The following is a 19,827-nucleotide window of genomic DNA, read 5'->3' as shown; positions in this document are numbered from 1 at the left end:
GGACAAGTGTTATGGGTAAGAATGTCGTAGTCCTGGGCACCCAGTGGGGTGATGAGGGCAAAGGCAAGATCGTTGATCTGCTGACCGAACATGCTGCCGCCGTAGTGCGCTACCAAGGCGGCCACAATGCGGGCCACACCCTGGTGATCGACGGTGAAAAGACCGTGCTGCACCTGATCCCGTCTGGCGTGCTGCGTGAAGGCGTACAGTGCCTGATCGGCAACGGCGTGGTGGTTGCACCGGACGCGCTGCTGCGTGAGATCACCAAGCTGGAAGAGAAAGGTGTGCCGGTGCGTGAGCGTCTGCGCATCAGCCCGTCTTGCCCGCTGATCCTGTCCTTCCACGTTGCGCTGGACCAGGCTCGTGAAAAGGCGCGTGGCGAGCTGAAGATCGGTACTACCGGTCGCGGCATCGGCCCGGCTTACGAAGACAAGGTTGCGCGTCGTGGCCTGCGTGTTGGCGACCTGCTCAACATGCCGCGCTTTGAAGACAAGCTGCGTGAGCTGGTGGATTACCACAACTTCATGCTGGTTGGTTATTACAAAGAGCCAGCCATTGATTTCGACAAAACCCTGGCCGAGTGCAAAGAATACGCTGAGCTGCTCAAGCCGCTCATGCTGGATGTTACCGCCGAGCTGCATGACCTGCGTCGCGCTGGCAAAGACATCATGTTCGAAGGCGCCCAAGGTTCGCTGCTGGACATCGACCACGGTACCTACCCCTATGTGACCAGTTCGAACACCACCGCGGGTGGCGTCGCTACCGGTTCGGGTGTGGGTCCTATGTTCCTGGACTACATCCTGGGCATCACCAAGGCTTACACCACGCGCGTAGGCTCGGGTCCATTCCCGACCGAGCTGTTCGACGAAGTAGGCGCACACCTGGCCAAACAGGGTCACGAGTTTGGTGCTACTACCGGCCGTGCCCGTCGTTGTGGCTGGTTCGATGCTGTTATCCTGCGTCGTGCTATCGATGTGAACAGCATCTCGGGCATCTGCCTGACCAAGCTGGACGTGCTCGACGGTCTGGAAACCATCAACATCTGCGTCGGCTACAAAGATGCAGAGGGTAACGACGTTGCCCCGACTGACGCTGACAGCTACGTGGGTCTGCAGCCTGTGTACGAAGAAGTGCCAGGTTGGAGCGAGTCGACCGTGGGTGCCAAGACCCTGGAAGAGCTGCCAGCTAACGCTCGTGATTACATCAAGCGCATTGAAGCGCTGATCGGCGCGCCGATCGACATCATCTCCACCGGCCCGGACCGCAACGAGACCATCGTTCTGCGTCACCCGTTCGCCTGATCCGCGATTGATGTAAATACAAAGGCCCCTTTATAGGGGCCTTTGTCGTTTCTGCCCGCTGTTCGGCACAACCTTTGCTGTAAGAATCGCTTCAGGGTTGCCATCACTTTAATGGCCCCAGTTGTAGAGGGTTCTTACGTGTCTGCCGTTCTCTCACTGTTACGAAGCCGCCTGCTGCGGCCTGTTTTTGTTGCGCTTGGTATCGCTCTTTTGGTGCAAGTGCTGGTTGCGGTCGCGCTGACCCGAAGCACGGTGACAACCCTTGAAGCGGATCTGGGCAAACGATTGGGTGCTGACAGCCAGAAGTTGTCTGCCGAGCTTGAACAGGCCGGCCAGGAAGTCAGTGCCGGGCTCGACAGCCTGTCTGCGAGTACTCGTCAGCGCCTGACCGCTGGATTGTCGTCGCGCCTGCAGGGCGAGCAGGTGCAGTTGCGTGCGACGCTTGAGAAGAACCTCAAGGACTCGGCCAACGACATGGCCGAGCTGCTTGCCTCTGTTGCACCCAAGGCGATGTGGGACAACGACATACCGGCATTGTCCGAGTTTTCCCGGCGCGCCCAGCGCAACCCCAACGTGCTGTTCGTGGTGTATGACGACGCTCAAGGGCAACACCTTACGCGCTACCTGAACCGGCAGAACCCGATCAACCAGACCCTGTTGGAAAAGGGCCAGGGCGAGCGGGCGCTGGACAAGGTGCTGGATGCTGCGCGCAACGATCCTTCGGTGTACTTCGTCGAGGCCTCGATCAGCCCGAACGGAGTCGAGATCGGCAAGGTGCTGATGGGCGTTTCCACGGCGGCGGTGGATCATGAACTGGTTGCGCTCGACCAGCGCTTCTCGGCGTTGATTGCCAGCGGTGATCAGTTGGTGGGCGAAAGCCTGGTGGGCGCTGCGGCAGACAGTAACAAGGCCTTGCGCGCACGCTTGCAGGCGGCGCAAAGCAGTGCCTCCGCCATGCAGGCCAATACCTCGCAAAGCGTTCAGGAGGCTGCAGCGACGCTGCGCTGGAACATTGGCGTGGGTCTGGCCGTTGTAGGGCTTGGTGTGCTGTTGGTGGTCGCCGTGGTGTTGGGGCGGCGAGTAGTCAACAAGTTGCGCCTGCTGATTGCTGCCCTCAATGACCTGGCGGCGGGCGAGGGCGATCTGACCAAGCGGGTGCCGATCGACAGTCGTGATGAGATCGGTGACATGGCGGCGGCGGTCAATCAGTTTGTCGACAAGCTTCAGCCCATTGTCCGCGAGGCCGGTGAAGTGGCCCAGCGCACCGGGGTGGAAATTGGCGTGATGGCCCAGCGCAATGCCGGTGCCGATGCCGCCGCTGAGCTGCAGCGTGATGCGGTGGCGGCGAGTTTACGCGACCTGTCGACAATGGCGGATGAAGCCCAGGCCGAGAGTCAGGCGATGCAGTCGGCGTTGCAGCAAGTGGTGGACATTCGCCAGGCTACAGATGAAAACAGTCGTACATCGAGCCAGGTGGCCAAGTTGATCGAAGACCTGGCCGGGCAGGTACAGACGGGTTCGAAAGTCATCGAGCGCCTGGCTCAGCAGAGCGAGCAGATCGAAGTGGTGCTGACGGTCATTCATGGCATTGCCGAGCAGACCAACCTGCTGGCGCTGAACGCGGCCATCGAGGCGGCGCGCGCAGGCGAGACGGGGCGTGGTTTTGCGGTGGTTGCCGATGAAGTCAGGGCGCTGGCAAGCAAGACGCAGAGCTCGACGGGTGATATCCAGGCGCATATCGGTGCGTTGCAGCAGGGCGCTAAGGAAGCAGTGGCCGCGATCAGTCAGGCCGGGCGCCAGGCCAGCGAGGGGCTGCTGGTGCTGCGTGACAATGCCCGCCTGCAGCAGTCGGTGCAGGCTTCGGTTGAGCAGGTACACGCGGCGATCGGTCTGGCTACGCGCGCGGCCGAGCAGCAGGCGCAAGGTGCACAGGCGGTGCGCGGGCGGGTGCAGACGATTCATGCTCAGGCCGAGCGTGCGGCTGAAGTCGTGTTGCAGACCACCGCCAGCAGCAAGGTACTGGATGATCTGGCTGGCCAGCTCAAGGCCAGTCTGGGGCAGTTCCGGGCTTGATCTTCTAATGCCATCGCCAGCAAGCCGGCTCCTGCACATGTGGGAGCTGGCTTGCCAGCGATTGGGTGCGCCGCTCAGGCGCGGTTCAGGTACATCCGGGTGGTCAGCAGATAGACCGGTAAACCAGAAACCAGAATCAGCAGCGCTGCGTAGGGTGCTGCCGCCGCAAACTCGACGTTGGCGGTGTGTGCCCAGACCTCGGTAGCCAATGTAGTCATGCCGGTCGGGCTGAGCAGCAGGGTGGCGGTCAGTTCCTTCATGGCATCCAGGAACACCAGGGCGAAGGCGGCCGCCAAGGCCGGGAAGATGATCGGCAGGGTAACCCGGCAGAACGCAGTGAACTGGGTTGCGCCCAGTGTCCGTGCCGCCTCTTCCAGTTGCGGTGCGGCCTTGTTCAATGCAGTGCGTACCGGCGCTTGGGCCAGTGGCAGAAACAGCAGGGCATAGGCCAGCAGCAACAGGCCGGTAGTCTGGTACATCACCGGCACATAGTGAAGGGCGAAATACACCAGTGTCAGGGCTATGACCAGGCCGGGCAGGGCGTGCAGCAGGTACGGCAAGCGCTCGGCCCAGATCGCCAGGCGTCCCTTGTAGCGTACCACCAGGAAACTGACCGGCAGCGCCAGCAGCAGGCTCAGCCCGGCACCGCCCAGTGACAGCGACAGCGATGAGAACAAGGCCCGACTGATATCGGCGACCGGGAAGGCCGCAGAAGAGCCGACACTCAGCCAGTAGCCGAGCATGCCCAGCGGAATGCCGCTACCCAGCAGTGCCAGGGCCAGGCAGTACAGCTGTCCCAGTGGCATCCAGGCGCGCAGGCGAACCGGTGCGCCGCGCCGTGCCACTCCCTGGCCGATCCTCACGTGGCGGGCTTTGCCGCGTACCCGCAACTCGAACCAGAGCATCAGCAGGCACATGAACAGCAGCACGGCAGAGAGCATCGCCGCGTTGGCGTTGCTGAACTCGAGTTCGAACTGCTGGTAGATCGCCGTGGTGAACGTCTGCAGGCCGAGGATCGACAGGGCGCCGAACTCCACCAGCATGTGCAGGGCAATCAGCAGGCTGCCGCCCAGGATCGAGGGCCAGAGCAGTGGCAGGGTGATTCTGAAAAATACGCCCCAGCGCGTTTGCCCAAGCGTGCGCGCCGACTCCTCAAGCGAGGTGTCGAGGTTGCGCAAGGTGGCGGCCACTGGCAGAAACACCAGCGGGTACTTGGACAGGGTCATGACCAGGATGGCGCCGCCCAGCCCTTCGAAGCGCGGGCTCAGGGATACCCAGGTAAAGCCGCTGACGAATGCAGGTACGGCAAAGGGCAGGCACAAAATCACCCCCCACAGGCGTCGCCCCGGGAGGTCGCTGCGCTCCAGCAGCCAGGCCAGGGATACACCCAGGGCCATACAGGCGAGGGTGACGCCGGCCATCAGCATCAGCGTATTGCGCATCAGGCCCCAGACAAAGGGGCGCCACAACAGGTGCAGCGCCTCTCGCCAGCCCGCCTCCCAGGTTTTCAGGGCGACGTACAGCAGTGGCAGCAGGCTCAGGCCGACCAGCAGCAGGACCGGCACCACGACCCAGACAGAAGGGCGTTTGCGCCGTGGTACATAGCGGCTGGCCAAAGCGGGGGCGGAGGCGGCTGCACTCATCAGAGCAGGCCGACTTCGCGTTCAAGCTCCAGCGCTTCCTCGGCGTTACCCAGGTCTGCAGGGGTGATTTTCGGTGGGCGCAGGTCCTCGAACGGCTTCAGGCCCTGATCCGAGACCATGCCTTTGTGCAGCGGGTACTCGGCAGTGGTCTGGGTAATCACGCGCTGGCCTTCTTCGCTGGCCATCCAGGCCAGCAGCGCCTGGGCTTCCTTGGGGTGTTTGCTGGCCTTGACGGCGGCGGCACTGGAAATCGTCACCAGGCCACCGGCATCGCCATCGGCCAGGTAGTAGAGTTTCGAATCCAGCTGGCCGCGCTCTTTTTTCAGGGCATACCAGTAGTAGTTGTTGACCAGCACGGCAGCCACTTCACCGTTTTCCACGGCTTTGAGTGCAACCATGTTGTTGGTGTAGGTTTTGCCGAACGCTTTCAGGCCGGTCAGCCATTCTTCGGCGGCATCACGGCCGTGAAGCTTGAGGATTGCCACGGCCTGTTCCTGGAATGCGCCGCTGGTCGGGACGAAGCCAACTTTGCCTTCCCACTCGGGGTTGGCAAAGTCCATGACCGAAGGCGGCAGGTCTTTTTCGTCGATCACCTTGGGGTTGAAGGCTACAACGCGGGTGCGCGCGGTCACGCCCATCCAGGTTCCGTTGGCGGCCACGTATTCCTTGGGCAGCACTTGCAGGGTCGCATCGTCGATCTTGGCCAGCAGGCCCAGCTCACCCAGGTTGTTCAGGGGCGGCGATTCTTCGGTATAGATAACGTCGGCTGGCGAGCGCTCGCCTTCTTCAATGATCTGGCTGGCCAGCTGATTGCTGCTACCTTTACGGATATTGATGTGAATGCCGGTCTTGGCCTCGTAGGCTTTGGCGATGGCTTCACCGATTTCCTTGTGCTGGCCGTTGTACAGGGTCAGCGAAACAGGGTCGGCGGCCATGGCGGCGGGAGTACCCAGGACCATGGTGAACAGGGAAACGGCCAGGCCGCGCAACAGGGGGTTATTGCGAAACGTCATGCGGGTACTTCCTCGCTTGCGGCTACATATCTGGAAACAATGATAAACGATATAGCTTCTCAAATGGCCTCATGAGGGGAATTTCATGAGCAGGCTATCCGTTAGTCTGATGCGGCAAGGAGGGATGCGGAGGAGGGGTAGAAACGAAAAAACCCGCTTTCGCGGGTTTGATCTGAATTGGTGCCCAGAAGAAGACTCGAACTTCCACGACCGTAAGGTCACCAGCACCTGAAGCTGGCGTGTCTACCAATTTCACCATCTGGGCAAAATGAAGCGGTGTAGCTTGTAACGAAAACAGTGTAGCGTGTTGCAGTAAATCTCAGAGTCGCTTGGCGGTTCTAAGATTTGAAATTGGTGCCCAGAAGAAGACTCGAACTTCCACGACCGTAAGGTCACCAGCACCTGAAGCTGGCGTGTCTACCAATTTCACCATCTGGGCATTTCGCTGAGGTCACATGATGCTTCACATCAAGCGGCATCTCAACTATAAACGACGCTGTCCGTCGTTGTGGTGCGCACTATACGGATGCCTCTGAGAGCTGTAAAGCCCCGTTCAGAAAAAATCTTAAATTTTTCAAGTTGTTGTTCCTTATGATGGTTTTGGCGGTCGCCAGGGGGCTTTTAGAGGGCTGTCCAAGCCTGAAATTTCCGGTTTCAATACGCCTATGCCAAACTAACCCTTATATAGACAAGGTGAACCCCTCCTAATGGCCGATTGGCAGTCCCTCGATCCCGAGGCCGCTCGTGAAGCGGAAAAATACGAAAACCCTATTCCTAGTCGTGAGCTGATCCTGCAGCGTCTGGACGAGCGCGGCTCGCCGGCTGCTCGCGAGCAGCTGGTCGAAGAGTTCGGCCTGACCACAGAAGACCAGATCGAAGCCCTGCGCCGCCGCCTGCGTGCGATGGAGCGTGACGGCCAGTTGATCTATACCCGGCGCGGCACCTATGCCCCGGTAGACAAGCTGGACCTGATCCTCGGTCGTATTGCCGGCCACCGCGACGGTTTCGGTTTCCTTATTCCCGATGACGGCAGCGACGACCTGTTCCTGAGCCCGGCGCAAATGCGCCTGGTGTTCGATGGTGACCGCGCTCTGGCGCGGGTGTCGGGCCTTGACCGTCGCGGTCGTCGCGAGGGCGTAATTGTCGAAGTCATCTCCCGTGCCCACGAAAGCATCGTCGGCCGTTACTTCGAAGAAGGCGGCATCGGCTTCGTTACCCCGGACAATCCCAAGGTCCAGCAAGAAGTGCTGGTAACCCCGGGGCGCAATGGCGGTGCCCGGATCGGTCAGTTCGTCGAGGTGAAGATCACCCACTGGCCGACCCCGCGTTTCCAGCCCCAGGGCGATGTTACCGAAGTGATTGGTAACTACATGGCGCCGGGCATGGAAATCGACGTGGCCCTGCGCAGCTACGACATTCCCCACGTCTGGCCCGAGGCCGTGATCAAGGAGGCGCGCAAGCTCAAGCCGGAAGTCGAAGAGAAAGACAAAGAGCACCGCATCGACCTGCGCCATCTGCCGTTTGTCACCATTGACGGCGAAGACGCCCGCGACTTCGACGATGCTGTGTACTGCGAGAGCCTGGGCAAGTTGCGCGTGTTCTCTGGCGGCTGGCGTTTGTATGTCGCCATTGCCGATGTATCCAGCTACGTGCGCCTGGGCTCTGCCCTGGATGCCGAAGCGCAGGTACGGGGCAACTCGGTGTATTTCCCTGAGCGCGTCGTGCCGATGCTGCCTGAGGAACTGTCCAACGGTCTGTGCTCGCTGAACCCGCACGTCGACCGCCTGGCGATGGTCTGCGAGATGACCATCAACAAATCCGGGCAGATGGTCGATTACCAGTTCTATGAAGCGGTGATCCACTCCCATGCACGCCTGACCTACAACAAGGTTAGCAGCATGCTCGAGCACGCCCGCACGCGTGAAGGCAAGGCCTTGCGCGAGCAGTACAGCGAAGTGCTGCCGGACCTCAAGCAGCTTTATGCGCTGTACAAGGTGCTGTTGGCGGCCCGCCATACCCGGGGTGCGATTGATTTCGAAACCCAGGAAACCCGGATCATCTTCGGCTCCGAGCGCAAGATCGCGGAAATTCGCCCGACTGTGCGCAACGATGCTCACAAGCTGATCGAGGAATGCATGCTGGCGGCTAACGTTGCCACCGCCGAGTTCCTCAAGAAGCATGAAATTCCGGCGCTGTACCGTGTCCATGACGGCCCGCCACCGGAGCGTCTGGAAAAACTGCGCGCCTTCCTCGGCGAGCTGGGATTGTCGCTGCACAAGGGCAAGGACGGTCCATCGCCCAAGGATTACCAGGCGCTGCTGGCGAGTATCGCCGACCGTCCGGATTTCCACCTGATCCAGACCGTGATGCTGCGCTCGCTGAGCCAGGCGGTATACAGCGCCGACAACAACGGTCACTTCGGTCTGAACTACGAGGCATACACCCACTTCACCTCGCCGATCCGTCGTTACCCCGACCTGCTGACCCACCGGGCCATTCGCAGCGTGATCCGTTCGCGTCAGGAAACACCGCACGTCAAACGTGCCGGCGCCATGAGCATTCCCAAGGCGCGCATCTACCCGTACGACGAAGCGACCCTGGAGCAGTTGGGCGAGCAGTGCTCGATGAGCGAGCGGCGTGCCGACGAGGCCACCCGCGACGTGGTCAACTGGCTCAAGTGCGAGTACATGAAAGACCGCGTCGGCGAGAGCTTCCCGGGTGTGATCACTGCGGTGACCGGTTTTGGCCTGTTCGTCGAGCTGACCGACATCTATGTCGAAGGCATGGTGCATGTCAGTGCCTTGCCGGGTGACTACTACCATTTCGATCCTGTGCACCACCGCCTGGCGGGCGAGCGCACCGGGCGCAGCTTCCGTCTGGGCGACACCGTCGAAGTGCGGGTGATGCGCGTCGACCTCGAGCAGCGCAAGATCGATTTCGAGATGGCCGAGAACACCCTGAAAGCGCCGATTGGTCGCAAGCAGCGTTCCGAGGGCGTGCGTCCGCAAGACGGCAAGGCCGTTCCGGTGCTCGACAAGACTGAGGTAACCAAGGCTGAGCCTGCGCGCCGCAGCAAAAAGAACGAAACCGCCGAAGCCTATTTCCCTTCGCATGCCGCGGCGAAAAACGCCGAGGTGCGCAAGAGCCGGGAAATGAAAAAGGCGCTGATGTCCGATGCCAAGCATGCCGGTGGCAAGCCTGCATCGAAGTCGGGCAAGTCGGAAAAACCCAGCAAGCATCGTAAGGGGCCGCCCAAAGCCGGCTCTGCGTCACGTAAACCCAAGGCCAAGTCATGAGTCAGTTGGAAAAGATCTACGGCGTTCACGCCGTAGAAGCCCTGTTGCGGCATCACCCCAAGCGGGTCAAGCAGATCTGGTTGTCCGAAGGGCGCAGCGAGCCGCGCTTGCAAGCGCTGCTTGAACTGGCTGCGCAGAATCGCGTGGCGGTCGGCCAGGCCGAGCGCCGTGAGATGGACGCCTGGGTTGAAGGTGTGCACCAGGGCGTGGTGGCTGAAGTCAGCCCGAGCCAGGTCTGGGGCGAAGCGATGCTCGAAGAGCTGCTTGATCGTACTGAAGGCGCGCCGTTGATCCTGGTGCTCGACGGTGTGACCGATCCGCACAACCTCGGCGCCTGCCTGCGCACTGCCGATGCGGCCGGTGCCCTGGCCGTGGTCGTACCCAAGGACAAGTCGGCAACCCTGACCCCGGCGGTACGCAAGGTGGCCTGTGGTGCTGCCGAGGTGATCCCGCTGGTGGCCGTGACCAACCTGGCGCGTACGCTGGAGAAACTCCAGCAGCGCGGCTTGTGGGTGGTCGGTACTGCCGGTGAAGCCGAGCAGGAACTTTACCAGCAAGACCTGACCGGGCCGACGATCCTGATCATGGGCGCCGAAGGCAAGGGCATGCGCCGCCTGACCCGCGAGCACTGTGATTTTCTGGTCAAGCTGCCGATGGCAGGCAGCGTCAGCAGCCTGAACGTGTCGGTGGCGACGGGTATCTGCCTGTTTGAGGCCGTTCGTCAGCGGCAGCTCAACGCCAAGGCTTGATGCTTTTGGGGCCGCTGTGCGGCCCATCGCCACTGTTCAATAATTCACCAATTCCCTTGCTTGTGCATCTGCGCTTCTCTACAATTGCGCCCCTTGCCATGTTGGCAGGCGCTCACGCGCCTTTTCCCAGGGCAAGACCTATAAGTGTCATTCACTCCTTGTCTGACCACTCTGGTGGCAGACTACAACCCGTAAGGAGCATTCATGCGTCATTACGAAATCATCTTTCTGGTCCACCCTGACCAGAGCGAGCAAGTCGGCGGCATGGTTGAGCGTTACACCAAGCTGATCGAAGAAGACGGCGGCAAAATCCACCGTCTGGAAGACTGGGGCCGTCGTCAACTGGCCTACGCAATCAACAATGTTCACAAGGCTCACTACGTGATGCTGAACGTTGAGTGCACCGGCAAGGCCCTGGCCGAGCTGGAAGACAACTTCCGCTACAACGATGCCGTGATCCGTAACCTGGTCATCCGTCGCGACGAAGCCGTTACCGGCCAGTCCGAGATGCTCAAGGCTGAAGAAAACCGCAGTGAGCGCCGTGAGCGTCGCGACCGTCCTGAGCATGCTGACAGCGCCGATGGCGACGACAGCAATGACAGCGACAACAGCGATAACGCTGACGAGTAATCCACGGACCTTTTGAGGAGCCTATTACATGGCACGTTTCTTCCGTCGTCGTAAATTCTGCCGCTTCACTGCTGAAGACGTGAAAGAGATCGATTACAAAGATCTCAACACCCTGAAAGCTTACGTATCCGAAACCGGCAAGATCGTTCCAAGCCGTATCACCGGTACCAAAGCTCGTTATCAGCGTCAGCTGGCTACCGCTATCAAGCGCGCCCGCTTCCTGGCCCTGCTGCCCTACACCGACAGCCACGGCCGCTGAGACCGGGTCGTCGACAAGTAGCAAAGGATAAAATGCATGCGCGCCTTGGCTGATTTCATCATGCGTGGTCGTGTGCAAGCCACCCTCGTGGTGGTGGGTTGTGCGGCGTTGCCGCTGTTGTTCTGGTTGAGTGCCGCCGCCGGGAGCCTGGTGTTCCTGCGGCGCGGTTTCAAGGATGCCTCCGGGGTCCTCGCCTGGGCGTTATTGCCGGCGTTGGCCTGGTGGTTCTTCGGCGAGCCGCGCACCTTGATGGTGTTGCTGGGGACGCTGGGTCTGGCTGCGTTATTGCGTGCCGGACAATCCTGGAGTCGGGTGCTGTTGTTCAGCATCGCCATGGGCCTGGTGTATGGCGTCATTCTGGGTTCGGTGTTCCGCGAACCGATCGAAGCTCTGGCTGGAGCGCTTGAAAAAGCCCTGCCGCAGATGCTCGACGGTCTCTACCAACAGTTATCGGTAGAGGAGCGGGCCCGCCTGGGGAGCCTGATCGTACCTGTGCTCAACGGCCTGATTGCGGCATTGTTGCAAGCCGTCAGTGTGCTGGCCCTGATGTTGGGCCGTTACTGGCAGGCAGTGTTGTATAACCCGGGTGGTTTTGGCCGTGAGTTTCAAGCGGTCAGGCTGCCTCTGGTGCCGACGCTGGTGCTGGTGGTGCTCATGCTGGTGGGGCCGAATTTCGGCCCTGATCTGGCGATGTTGACGCCCCTGTGCAGCGTTCCACTCATGTTTGCGGGGCTCGCCCTGATGCATGGGTTGGTGGCACAAGGCCGACTGGGCAAGTTCTGGTTGGTCGGGATGTACGTGACGCTGCTGCTGTTCATGCAGCTGACTTATCCGTTGCTCGTGGTTTTGGCCATTGTCGACAGCCTGATTGATTTTCGCGGTCGCAAGGCGCCCCCAAAAGGTGCCGACAACGATTCCGCGAACGGTGAAGGTTAAAAGTTAAGAGGTTATTACCAAATGGAACTGATCCTGCTGGAAAAAATCGCCAACCTGGGCAACCTGGGCGATAAGGTAAATGTTAAGGCTGGTTACGGCCGTAACTACCTGCTGCCATTCGGCAAAGCCACCGCTGCTACCGCTGCCAACCTGGCTGCGTTCGAAGAGCGTCGTGCTGAGCTGGAAAAACTGGCTGCAGAGAAAAAAGCTTCGGCTGAAACTCGCGCTGCCCAACTGGCTGAGCTGGAAGTGACCATCACTGCCACCGCCGGTGACGAAGGCAAGCTGTTCGGTTCGATCGGCACCCACGACATCGCTGACGCCCTGACCGCCTCTGGCGTTGAAGTGGCCAAAGCTGAAGTTCGTCTGCCAAACGGCACCATCCGTAACGTCGGCGAATACGACGTTGCCGTGCACCTGCACAGCGACGTTGAAGCCACCGTTCGCGTGGTTGTTGTCGCAGCCTAAGCTGTACCAATCGACTGGCACCCTGGGTGCCAGCCGGTTAACATCGGGCACGATCCTGCTTTGCAGGTCGTGCCCTTTGTCTTTTTCATCACCCTGATTCCTGCGTGGCCATGAACGAGATAACCGCTCCCGAGCAATATGATCTGCAAACCTCTGCCCTGAAGGTGCCGCCGCATTCCATCGAGGCCGAACAGGCCGTGCTCGGTGGTTTGATGCTGGACAACAACGCCTGGGAGCGTGTGCTCGATCAAGTCTCCGATGGCGACTTCTATCGTCATGACCACCGCCTGATCTTCCGCGCCATTCACAAGCTCGCTGACCAGAACGCCCCGTTCGACGTGGTAACCCTGCACGAGCAGCTGGACAAGGAAGGCTTGAGTTCGCAAGTCGGCGGCCTGGGTTACCTGGGTGAGCTGGCCAAGAACACCCCGTCGGTGGCCAACATCAAGGCTTACGCCGCGATCATTCGCGAGCGGGCGACCCTGCGTCAGCTGATCAGCATCAGCAACGAGATTGCCGACAGTGCCTTCAATCCCCAGGGCCGCAACGCCGCCGAGATTCTCGATGAAGCCGAACGGCAGATCTTCCAGATCGCCGAAGCGCGGCCAAAAACCGGCGGCCCGGTGGGCGTCAACGACCTGCTGACCAAGGCTATCGACCGAATCGACACCTTGTTCAACACCGACAGTGCAATTACCGGCCTGTCCACCGGCTACACCGACCTCGACGAGAAGACCAGTGGCCTGCAACCGGCCGACCTGATCATCGTCGCCGGTCGTCCGTCCATGGGTAAGACTACTTTTGCCATGAACCTGGTGGAGAACGCCGTGTTGCGTAGCGACAAGGCGGTATTGGTCTACTCCCTGGAGATGCCAGGTGAGTCGTTGATCATGCGTATGCTTTCGTCGCTGGGCCGCATCGACCAGACCAAAGTGCGTTCCGGTCAGCTCGAAGACGACGACTGGCCACGCCTGACCTCGGCGGTCAACCTGCTCAACGACCGCAAGCTGTTCATTGACGATACGGCCGGTATCAGTCCGTCGGAAATGCGCGCGCGAACCCGCCGCCTGGTGCGTGAGCATGGCGAAATCGGCCTGATCATGATCGACTACCTGCAGTTGATGCAGATCCCGGGTTCCAGCGGTGACAACCGTACCAACGAGATTTCCGAGATCTCCCGCTCGCTCAAAGCCCTGGCCAAAGAATTCAACTGCCCGGTGGTCGCGTTGTCGCAGCTCAACCGCTCCCTCGAACAGCGACCGAACAAGCGCCCGGTGAACTCCGACTTGCGTGAATCCGGTGCAATCGAGCAGGACGCCGACGTGATCATGTTCGTGTACCGGGACGAGGTGTATCACCCGGAGACCGAGCACAAAGGCATTGCCGAAATCATCATCGGCAAGCAGCGGAACGGCCCGATCGGCTTTATCCGCCTGGCCTTCATCGGCAAGTACACGCGCTTCGAGAACCTTGCGCCGGGTAGTTACAACTTCGACGACGACGAATAAAGCCAATTCAACCTATTCCGACCTTTAACGTCGGAATTGGTCAATTTTTGTGCTATATTCCGCGCCCGCGATTTTTCATCGATTAGCCACCGGTCACTGACATGCAAGCAGCCAAACCACTTTTCGACTATCCCAAGTACTGGGCCGAATGCTTCGGACCAGCGCCTTTCCTGCCAATGAGCAGGGAGGAGATGGATCAGCTCGGCTGGGATTCCTGCGACATCATCATCGTGACCGGTGACGCCTACGTCGACCACCCGTCGTTCGGCATGGCGATCATTGGCCGTCTGCTGGAAGCCCAGGGCTTCCGTGTCGGCATCATTGCCCAGCCTAACTGGCAGTCCAAAGACGACTTCATGAAGCTCGGCGAGCCGAACCTGTTCTTCGGCGTCGCGGCCGGCAACATGGACTCGATGATCAACCGCTACACCGCCGACAAGAAGATCCGCTCCGACGACGCCTATACCCCGGGCGGTCTGGCCGGCAAGCGCCCGGATCGCGCCAGCCTGGTCTACAGCCAGCGTTGCAAGGAAGCCTACAAGCATGTGCCGATCGTGCTCGGCGGCATCGAGGCCTCGCTGCGCCGGATTGCGCACTACGATTACTGGCAGGACAAAGTCCGTCATTCGATCCTGATCGACGCCTGCGCCGATATCCTGCTGTACGGCAACGCCGAGCGGGCCATCGTCGAAGTGGCCCAGCGCCTGGCGTTTGGTGAAAAGATCGAGAACATCACCGATATCCGCGGCACCGCCTTCGTGCGTCGTGACACCCCGCAAGGCTGGTACGAAGTCGACTCCACGCGTATCGACCGTCCGGGCAAGGTCGACAAGATCATCAACCCGTACGTGAACACCCAGGATACTCAGGCCTGCGCCATCGAGCAGGAGAAGGGGCCGGTCGAAGATCCGAACGAAGCCAAGGTCGTGCAGATCCTGGCCAGCCCGCGCATGACCCGCGACAAGACGGTCATCCGCCTGCCATCGTTCGAGAAAGTCCGTAACGACCCCGTGCTTTACGCTCACGCCAACCGCGTGCTGCACCTGGAGACCAACCCGGGCAACGCCCGTGCGCTGGTGCAAAAGCACGCCGACGTCGACGTATGGTTCAATCCGCCGCCCATCCCGATGACCACCGAAGAAATGGACTACGTGTTCGGCATGCCCTATGCGCGCATCCCGCACCCGGCGTACGGCAAGGAGAAAATCCCGGCCTACGACATGATCCGTTTCTCGGTGAACATCATGCGTGGCTGTTTTGGCGGTTGCACCTTCTGCTCGATCACCGAGCACGAGGGGCGCATCATCCAGAACCGTTCCCACGAGTCGATCATTCGCGAAATCGAAGAAATTCGCGACAAAGTTCCTGGGTTTACCGGTGTCATCTCTGACCTCGGTGGCCCGACCGCGAACATGTACCGGATTGCCTGCAAGAGCCCGGAGATCGAGTCGGCGTGCCGCAAGCCGTCCTGCGTGTTCCCGGGCATCTGCCCGAACCTGAACACCGATCACTCGTCGCTGATCAAGCTGTATCGCAGTGCCCGCGCCTTGCCGGGGGTGAAGAAGATCCTGATCGCCTCGGGTCTGCGCTATGACCTGGCGGTGGAGTCGCCGGAGTACGTCAAGGAACTGGTGACGCACCACGTCGGCGGCTACCTGAAGATTGCCCCGGAGCACACCGAAGAAGGCCCGCTGAACCAGATGATGAAGCCGGGCATCGGCAGCTATGACCGCTTCAAGCGCATGTTCGAGAAGTACTCGAAAGAGGCGGGCAAGGAACAGTACCTGATCCCGTACTTCATCGCCGCGCACCCGGGCACCACCGACGAAGACATGATGAACCTGGCCCTGTGGCTCAAGGGCAACGGCTTCCGCGCCGACCAGGTGCAGGCGTTCTACCCGTCGCCGATGGCCTCGGCCACGGCCATGTACCACTCGGGCAAGAACCCGCTGCGCAAGGTCACCTACAAGAGCGACCCGGTGACCATCGTCAAGAGCGAGCAACAGCGTCGCCTGCACAAGGCGTTCCTGCGCTACCACGATCCGAAGGGCTGGCCGATGCTGCGTGAAGCCCTCGAGCGCATGGGCCGTGCCGACCTGATCGGCCCGGGCAAGCATCAGTTGATCCCGCTGCACCAGCCCGCCACGGACAGCTACCAGAGTGCCCGACGCAAGAATTCCACGCCGGCGGGCAGCCACAAGGTGGCCAAGGAACAGAAGATCCTCACCCAGCACACCGGTTTGCCGCCACGGGGCAGCGATGGTTCCAACCCTTGGGACAAACGCGAGCAGGCCAAGGCGGCGGCATTTGCCCGCAACCAGCAGGCTGCCAAGGACCGCAAAGAAGCGGCCAAGGGCGGCAAGGGCAAGAAGAAGCCTGCCCGCCAGCCGGTTCTGCCGCGCTAAAACAAACGCCAGCCCTCGGGCTGGCGTTTTTGTTCGTGCCTATTTTCGGGCGACACGCTCGGGTTTCCTGGCAAAGCCTCAAATCTGTGCAAGGCTTGCACGGCAGCCTTGTGCCGGTGCGCTTTTGGTGCGCGGGTAGCGGCTGTGCGCAGGGAATCGCGGCTCTGGCCCCATGGCACAAGTCTTGCGCGGTTCTAGTACCGTCCAGGCTCGCAGGAGGCCCGCCGTGTCGATTCATGTCGCCTTGCACCATGTCACTGACTACCGCTACGACCGTGCCGTCGAACTGGGGCCACAGATCGTGCGGTTGCGCCCGGCGCCATACAGCCGCACGCGGATTCTTTCCTATGCATTGAAAGTGCAGCCGGACGGGCATTTCATCAATTGGCAGCAGGATCCCCAAGGCAATTATCTGGCGCGCCTGGTGTTCCCGGAGAAGACCGACCACTTGCGTGTGGAAGTGGACCTGGTCGCCGAGATGGCGGTGTTCAATCCGTTTGATTTCTTTCTTGAACCTTATGCCGAGCAGATTCCGTTCAGCTACGCCAAGGATGAACGCCATGAGCTGATGCCTTACCTGGAGCAATTGCCCCTGACACCGGCATTCGCCGCTTACCTGCAGGGTATCGAGCGCACCCCCAGGCCCAGTGTCGATTTTCTCGTCGCGCTGAACCAGCGCCTGAGCCAGGACATCAGCTACCTGATTCGCCTGGAGCCGGGTGTGCAAACGCCGGAGCAGACGCTGGAACTGGCGTCCGGCTCGTGCCGCGACTCAGCCTGGTTGCTGGTGCAGCTGCTCCGCCACCTGGGCCTGGCCGCACGCTTCGTTTCCGGCTATCTGATTCAGTTGAGCGCCGACATCAAAGCACTCGACGGGCCCAGCGGCACCGAGGTGGACTTCACCGACCTGCATGCCTGGTGCGAAGTGTACTTGCCGGGGGCCGGCTGGATCGGCCTGGACGCCACCTCCGGGCTGTTTGCCGGTGAAGGCCACATTCCCCTGGCGTGCAGCCCGGATCCGACTTCGGCGGCACCGATCAGTGGCCTGGTCGAGCCTTGCGACTGTACCTTCGAGCACGAGATGCGTGTCGAGCGGCTGTGGGAGGCACCGCGAGTAACCCTGCCTTACAGCGATGAGCAATGGCAGGCGATTGTCGCACTGGGCCGTCAGGTCGACAGCGACCTCAAGGCCGCTGATGTACGTCTGACCATGGGTGGTGAGCCGACGTTCGTGGCCATCGACGATCCTGATGGTGCCGAATGGAACACCACTGCCCTGGGCCCGAACAAACGCCGCCTGGCCGGCGAACTGTTCCAGCGCCTGCGTACTCACTATGCCCCCAAAGGGCTGGTGCACTTTGGCCAGGGCAAGTGGTACCCGGGCGAGCAACTGCCGCGTTGGTCGCTGAACTGCTTCTGGCGTCGTGACGGTGAGCCGGTGTGGCGAAATCCGGCCCTGGTTGCCGATGAGCAGCACGACTATGGCGCCCACAGCGAGCTGGGCGCGCGCTTTCTGGCCAGCGTGGCCGAGCGGTTGAAGTTGCCACCACGCTACGTGTTTCCAGCCTACGAGGATGCCCTGTACTACCTGTGGCGCGAAGGTGGGCTCCCTGCGAACGTGCGCGCCGAGGAGGCGCGGCTGGATGACGAGCTGGAGCGTGCGCGTTTGCGCCGGGTGTTCACCCGCGGGCTGGACCAGGTCATTGGTCAGGTGCTGCCCTTGGCCCGTAGCGCCGATGAACAACGCTGGCAAAGCGGGCGCTGGTACCTACGCGACCAGCACTGCCGGTTGGTGCCGGGCGACTCACCGCTGGGGTATCGCCTGCCGCTGGCGGCGCAGCCCTGGGTCAGTGCGGCGGAGTATCCCTATGTCCATCCTACGGACCCCAACCAGCCTCTGGGCGATCTGCCCGGGCACGAAGCCCTGGCGGCTGCCAGTATCGGCAATGCACCGGACGAGCAGGAGGATCGGCCTGCACCGGCGGTCGACGCGTCGGCCGACTGGCTGACCCGCACGGCACTGTGCGCCGAGCCCCGTGATGGACGGCTGTACCTGTTCATGCCGCCGCTGTCACGGCTGGAAGACTACCTTGAGCTGGTCGCAGTGATCGAAGCAACGGCCGCAGAGCTGCACTGCCCGGTCGTGCTTGAAGGTTATGAACCGCCTGCCGATCCGCGGCTGGTCAATTTCAAGGTGACGCCGGACCCCGGTGTCATTGAGGTCAATGTGCAGCCATCGAGCACCTGGGACGAGCTGGTCGAACGTACCGAGTTTCTCTACGAACAGGCCCGCCAGACGCGCCTGATCAGCGAAAAGTTCATGATCGACGGGCGCCACACCGGTACCGGTGGCGGCAATCACTTTGTGCTCGGTGGGGCGACACCTGCGGACTCGCCGTTCTTGCGCCGCCCGGACCTGTTGCGCAGCCTGATCAGTTACTGGCACAACCACCCGTCGTTATCCTACCTGTTTTCCGGGCTGTTTATCGGGCCGACGTCCCAGGCCCCGCGGGTCGATGAAGCGCGTAACGATTCACTCTACGAGCTGGAAATTGCCTTTGCACAGATGCCCGCACCGGGCGAGGCCTGCGCACCGTGGCTGGTGGACCGGTTGTTGCGCAACCTGTTGATCGATGTCACCGGCAATACCCATCGCGCAGAATTCTGCATCGATAAACTCTATTCACCTGATGGCCCGGCCGGGCGCCTTGGCCTGCTTGAGTTGCGCGCCTTTGAAATGCCCCCGCATGCGCGCATGAGCCTGGTTCAACAACTGTTGCTGCGTGCCCTGGTGGCGCGCTTCTGGCGTGAGCCCTATGCCCCCGACCGCCTGGTGCGCTGGGGCACCGAGTTGCATGACCGTTTCATGCTGCCGCATTTCATCGAGCAGGACTTTGCCGACGTGTTGGTCGAGCTCAATGCGGCGGGGTACCCACTGCGTGCCGAATGGTTTGCCGCGCACCTGGAATTCCGCTTTCCCAAGGTCGGCGATTACGCGGTCAACGGCATCGAGCTGGAGCTGCGCCAGGCCCTTGAGCCCTGGCATGTGCTGGGCGAGGAGGGCAGTGCCGGCGGCAATGTCCGTTATGTGGATTCGTCACTCGAAAGATTGCAGGTCAAGGTCAGCGGCATGAGTGCCGAGCGCTACCGGTTGACCTGCAACGGTGTCGCGGTGCCGCTGCAGGCCACCGGGCGGGTTGGCGAATTCGTGGCTGCCGTGCGCTATCGCGCCTGGCAGCCGGCCAACTGCCTGCAACCGACGATTCCAGTGCATGCGCCGCTGGTCTTTGATGTGCTCGACACCTGGATGGGGCGTTCGCTCGGCGGTTGCCAGTATCACGTGGCGCACCCCGGAGGGCGCAACTATGAGACCCAGCCGGTGAACGCCAATGAAGCCCAGAGCCGGCGCCAGGCGCGGTTCTTCCGCCTCGGACACAGCCCGGGCGCGTTGCCGGTACCCGCGCTGCAGATCAATCCGGACATGCCCTTTACTCTGGATTTGCGCCGCCATTGAACGCTACGCTGAAATCACTTGCAGCCCTTGAG

13 protein-coding genes, 2 tRNA genes and 1 pseudogene are annotated in these 19,827 nt (G+C 61.3%); 12 read left to right on the top strand and 4 right to left on the bottom strand.

Going from position 1 to position 19,827, the window contains the following annotated elements; all coding sequences use genetic code 11:
• Positions 1-11: 11 nt before the first annotated feature.
• The 3 genes and pseudogenes from DM813_RS00790 (at position 12) to DM813_RS28855 (ending at position 3,374) form a co-directional block, all read left to right on the top strand.
• A complete protein-coding gene (locus DM813_RS00790; RefSeq protein ID WP_128321545.1) occupies positions 12-1,301 on the top strand; it encodes an adenylosuccinate synthase in 1,290 nt (429 codons plus the stop codon).
• Between the two features lie 111 nt (positions 1,302-1,412).
• Positions 1,413-2,468, top strand: a pseudogene (locus DM813_RS28860) (methyl-accepting chemotaxis protein); the annotation flags it as partial.
• 21 nt (positions 2,469-2,489) lie between these two features.
• Positions 2,490-3,374: a methyl-accepting chemotaxis protein gene (locus DM813_RS28855; protein ID WP_431311903.1), complete on the top strand. Its 885-nt coding sequence runs from the start codon at positions 2,490-2,492 to the stop codon at positions 3,372-3,374.
• 74 nt (positions 3,375-3,448) lie between these two features.
• Here DM813_RS28855 and DM813_RS00780 read toward each other — a convergent pair whose 3' ends face one another.
• From DM813_RS00780 to DM813_RS00765, 4 genes are all read right to left on the bottom strand, one after another.
• Positions 3,449-5,017, bottom strand: coding sequence for an ABC transporter permease (locus tag DM813_RS00780; protein ID WP_128321543.1), 1,569 nt, complete (start codon positions 5,015-5,017; stop codon positions 3,449-3,451).
• Positions 5,017-6,030: an extracellular solute-binding protein gene (locus DM813_RS00775; protein ID WP_128321542.1), complete on the bottom strand. Its 1,014-nt coding sequence runs from the start codon at positions 6,028-6,030 to the stop codon at positions 5,017-5,019. The genes DM813_RS00780 and DM813_RS00775 overlap by 1 nt, the downstream gene beginning before the upstream one ends.
• Positions 6,031-6,208: 178 nt before the next feature.
• A tRNA-Leu gene (locus DM813_RS00770) sits at positions 6,209-6,295 on the bottom strand.
• A gap of 87 nt (positions 6,296-6,382) precedes the next feature.
• Positions 6,383-6,469: transfer RNA gene (locus DM813_RS00765), tRNA-Leu, on the bottom strand.
• Positions 6,470-6,737: 268 nt separating this feature from the next.
• Between DM813_RS00765 and rnr the strand changes: the two genes are divergently transcribed.
• The 9 genes from rnr to DM813_RS00720 all read left to right on the top strand — a co-directional run bounded on the left by rnr (position 6,738) and on the right by DM813_RS00720 (position 19,795).
• On the top strand, positions 6,738-9,326 hold the full coding sequence (gene rnr / locus DM813_RS00760; protein ID WP_128321541.1) for a ribonuclease R: 2,589 nt from the start codon (positions 6,738-6,740) through the stop codon (positions 9,324-9,326).
• Positions 9,323-10,075, top strand: a complete 753-nt coding sequence (rlmB, locus tag DM813_RS00755; RefSeq protein WP_128321540.1) for a 23S rRNA (guanosine(2251)-2'-O)-methyltransferase RlmB — start codon at positions 9,323-9,325, stop codon at positions 10,073-10,075. Before rnr ends, rlmB begins: the two co-directional genes overlap by 4 nt.
• A 204-nt stretch (positions 10,076-10,279) precedes the next feature.
• The gene (gene rpsF, locus DM813_RS00750) at positions 10,280-10,705 is read left to right on the top strand and encodes a 30S ribosomal protein S6 (RefSeq protein WP_010221605.1); all 426 of its coding nucleotides are present in this window, start codon (positions 10,280-10,282) and stop codon (positions 10,703-10,705) included.
• A 28-nt stretch (positions 10,706-10,733) separates the two neighbouring features.
• On the top strand, positions 10,734-10,964 hold the full coding sequence (gene rpsR, locus DM813_RS00745) for a 30S ribosomal protein S18 (protein WP_009403887.1): 231 nt from the start codon (positions 10,734-10,736) through the stop codon (positions 10,962-10,964).
• Positions 10,965-11,000: 36 nt separating this feature from the next.
• Positions 11,001-11,900: a hypothetical protein gene (locus tag DM813_RS00740; RefSeq protein WP_128321539.1), complete on the top strand. Its 900-nt coding sequence runs from the start codon at positions 11,001-11,003 to the stop codon at positions 11,898-11,900.
• A 21-nt stretch (positions 11,901-11,921) separates the two neighbouring features.
• Positions 11,922-12,368: a 50S ribosomal protein L9 gene (gene rplI, locus DM813_RS00735; RefSeq protein WP_128321538.1), complete on the top strand. Its 447-nt coding sequence runs from the start codon at positions 11,922-11,924 to the stop codon at positions 12,366-12,368.
• A gap of 110 nt (positions 12,369-12,478) precedes the next feature.
• Positions 12,479-13,876, top strand: coding sequence for a replicative DNA helicase (gene dnaB / locus DM813_RS00730; RefSeq protein ID WP_045182180.1), 1,398 nt, complete (start codon positions 12,479-12,481; stop codon positions 13,874-13,876).
• Positions 13,877-13,977: 101 nt separating this feature from the next.
• Positions 13,978-16,281, top strand: a complete 2,304-nt coding sequence (locus DM813_RS00725; RefSeq protein ID WP_128321537.1) for a YgiQ family radical SAM protein — start codon at positions 13,978-13,980, stop codon at positions 16,279-16,281.
• A 226-nt stretch (positions 16,282-16,507) separates the two neighbouring features.
• On the top strand, positions 16,508-19,795 hold the full coding sequence (locus DM813_RS00720; protein ID WP_128321536.1) for a DUF2126 domain-containing protein: 3,288 nt from the start codon (positions 16,508-16,510) through the stop codon (positions 19,793-19,795).
• Positions 19,796-19,827 lie beyond the last annotated feature (32 nt).

The organism is Pseudomonas alkylphenolica (genome assembly GCF_004025535.1).
GTDB lineage: Bacteria > Pseudomonadota > Gammaproteobacteria > Pseudomonadales > Pseudomonadaceae > Aquipseudomonas > Aquipseudomonas alkylphenolica_A.
Note: the sequence above shows the minus strand (reverse complement) of the source record. Positions and strands in the feature narration are given on the sequence as shown.

Coding starts and splice junctions, on each gene's coding strand:
- DM813_RS28855 (WP_431311903.1), top strand. CDS start 2,490: ATGGCGGCGGCGGTCAATCAGTTTGTCGACAAGCTTCAGCCCATTGTC.
- rplI (WP_128321538.1), top strand. CDS start 11,922: ATGGAACTGATCCTGCTGGAAAAAATCGCCAACCTGGGCAACCTGGGC.
- DM813_RS00790 (WP_128321545.1), top strand. CDS start 12: ATGGGTAAGAATGTCGTAGTCCTGGGCACCCAGTGGGGTGATGAGGGC.
- DM813_RS00775 (WP_128321542.1), bottom strand. CDS start 6,030: ATGACGTTTCGCAATAACCCCCTGTTGCGCGGCCTGGCCGTTTCCCTG.
- DM813_RS00780 (WP_128321543.1), bottom strand. CDS start 5,017: ATGAGTGCAGCCGCCTCCGCCCCCGCTTTGGCCAGCCGCTATGTACCA.
- rlmB (WP_128321540.1), top strand. CDS start 9,323: ATGAGTCAGTTGGAAAAGATCTACGGCGTTCACGCCGTAGAAGCCCTG.
- rnr (WP_128321541.1), top strand. CDS start 6,738: ATGGCCGATTGGCAGTCCCTCGATCCCGAGGCCGCTCGTGAAGCGGAA.
- dnaB (WP_045182180.1), top strand. CDS start 12,479: ATGAACGAGATAACCGCTCCCGAGCAATATGATCTGCAAACCTCTGCC.
- rpsR (WP_009403887.1), top strand. CDS start 10,734: ATGGCACGTTTCTTCCGTCGTCGTAAATTCTGCCGCTTCACTGCTGAA.
- DM813_RS00725 (WP_128321537.1), top strand. CDS start 13,978: ATGCAAGCAGCCAAACCACTTTTCGACTATCCCAAGTACTGGGCCGAA.
- rpsF (WP_010221605.1), top strand. CDS start 10,280: ATGCGTCATTACGAAATCATCTTTCTGGTCCACCCTGACCAGAGCGAG.
- DM813_RS00740 (WP_128321539.1), top strand. CDS start 11,001: ATGCGCGCCTTGGCTGATTTCATCATGCGTGGTCGTGTGCAAGCCACC.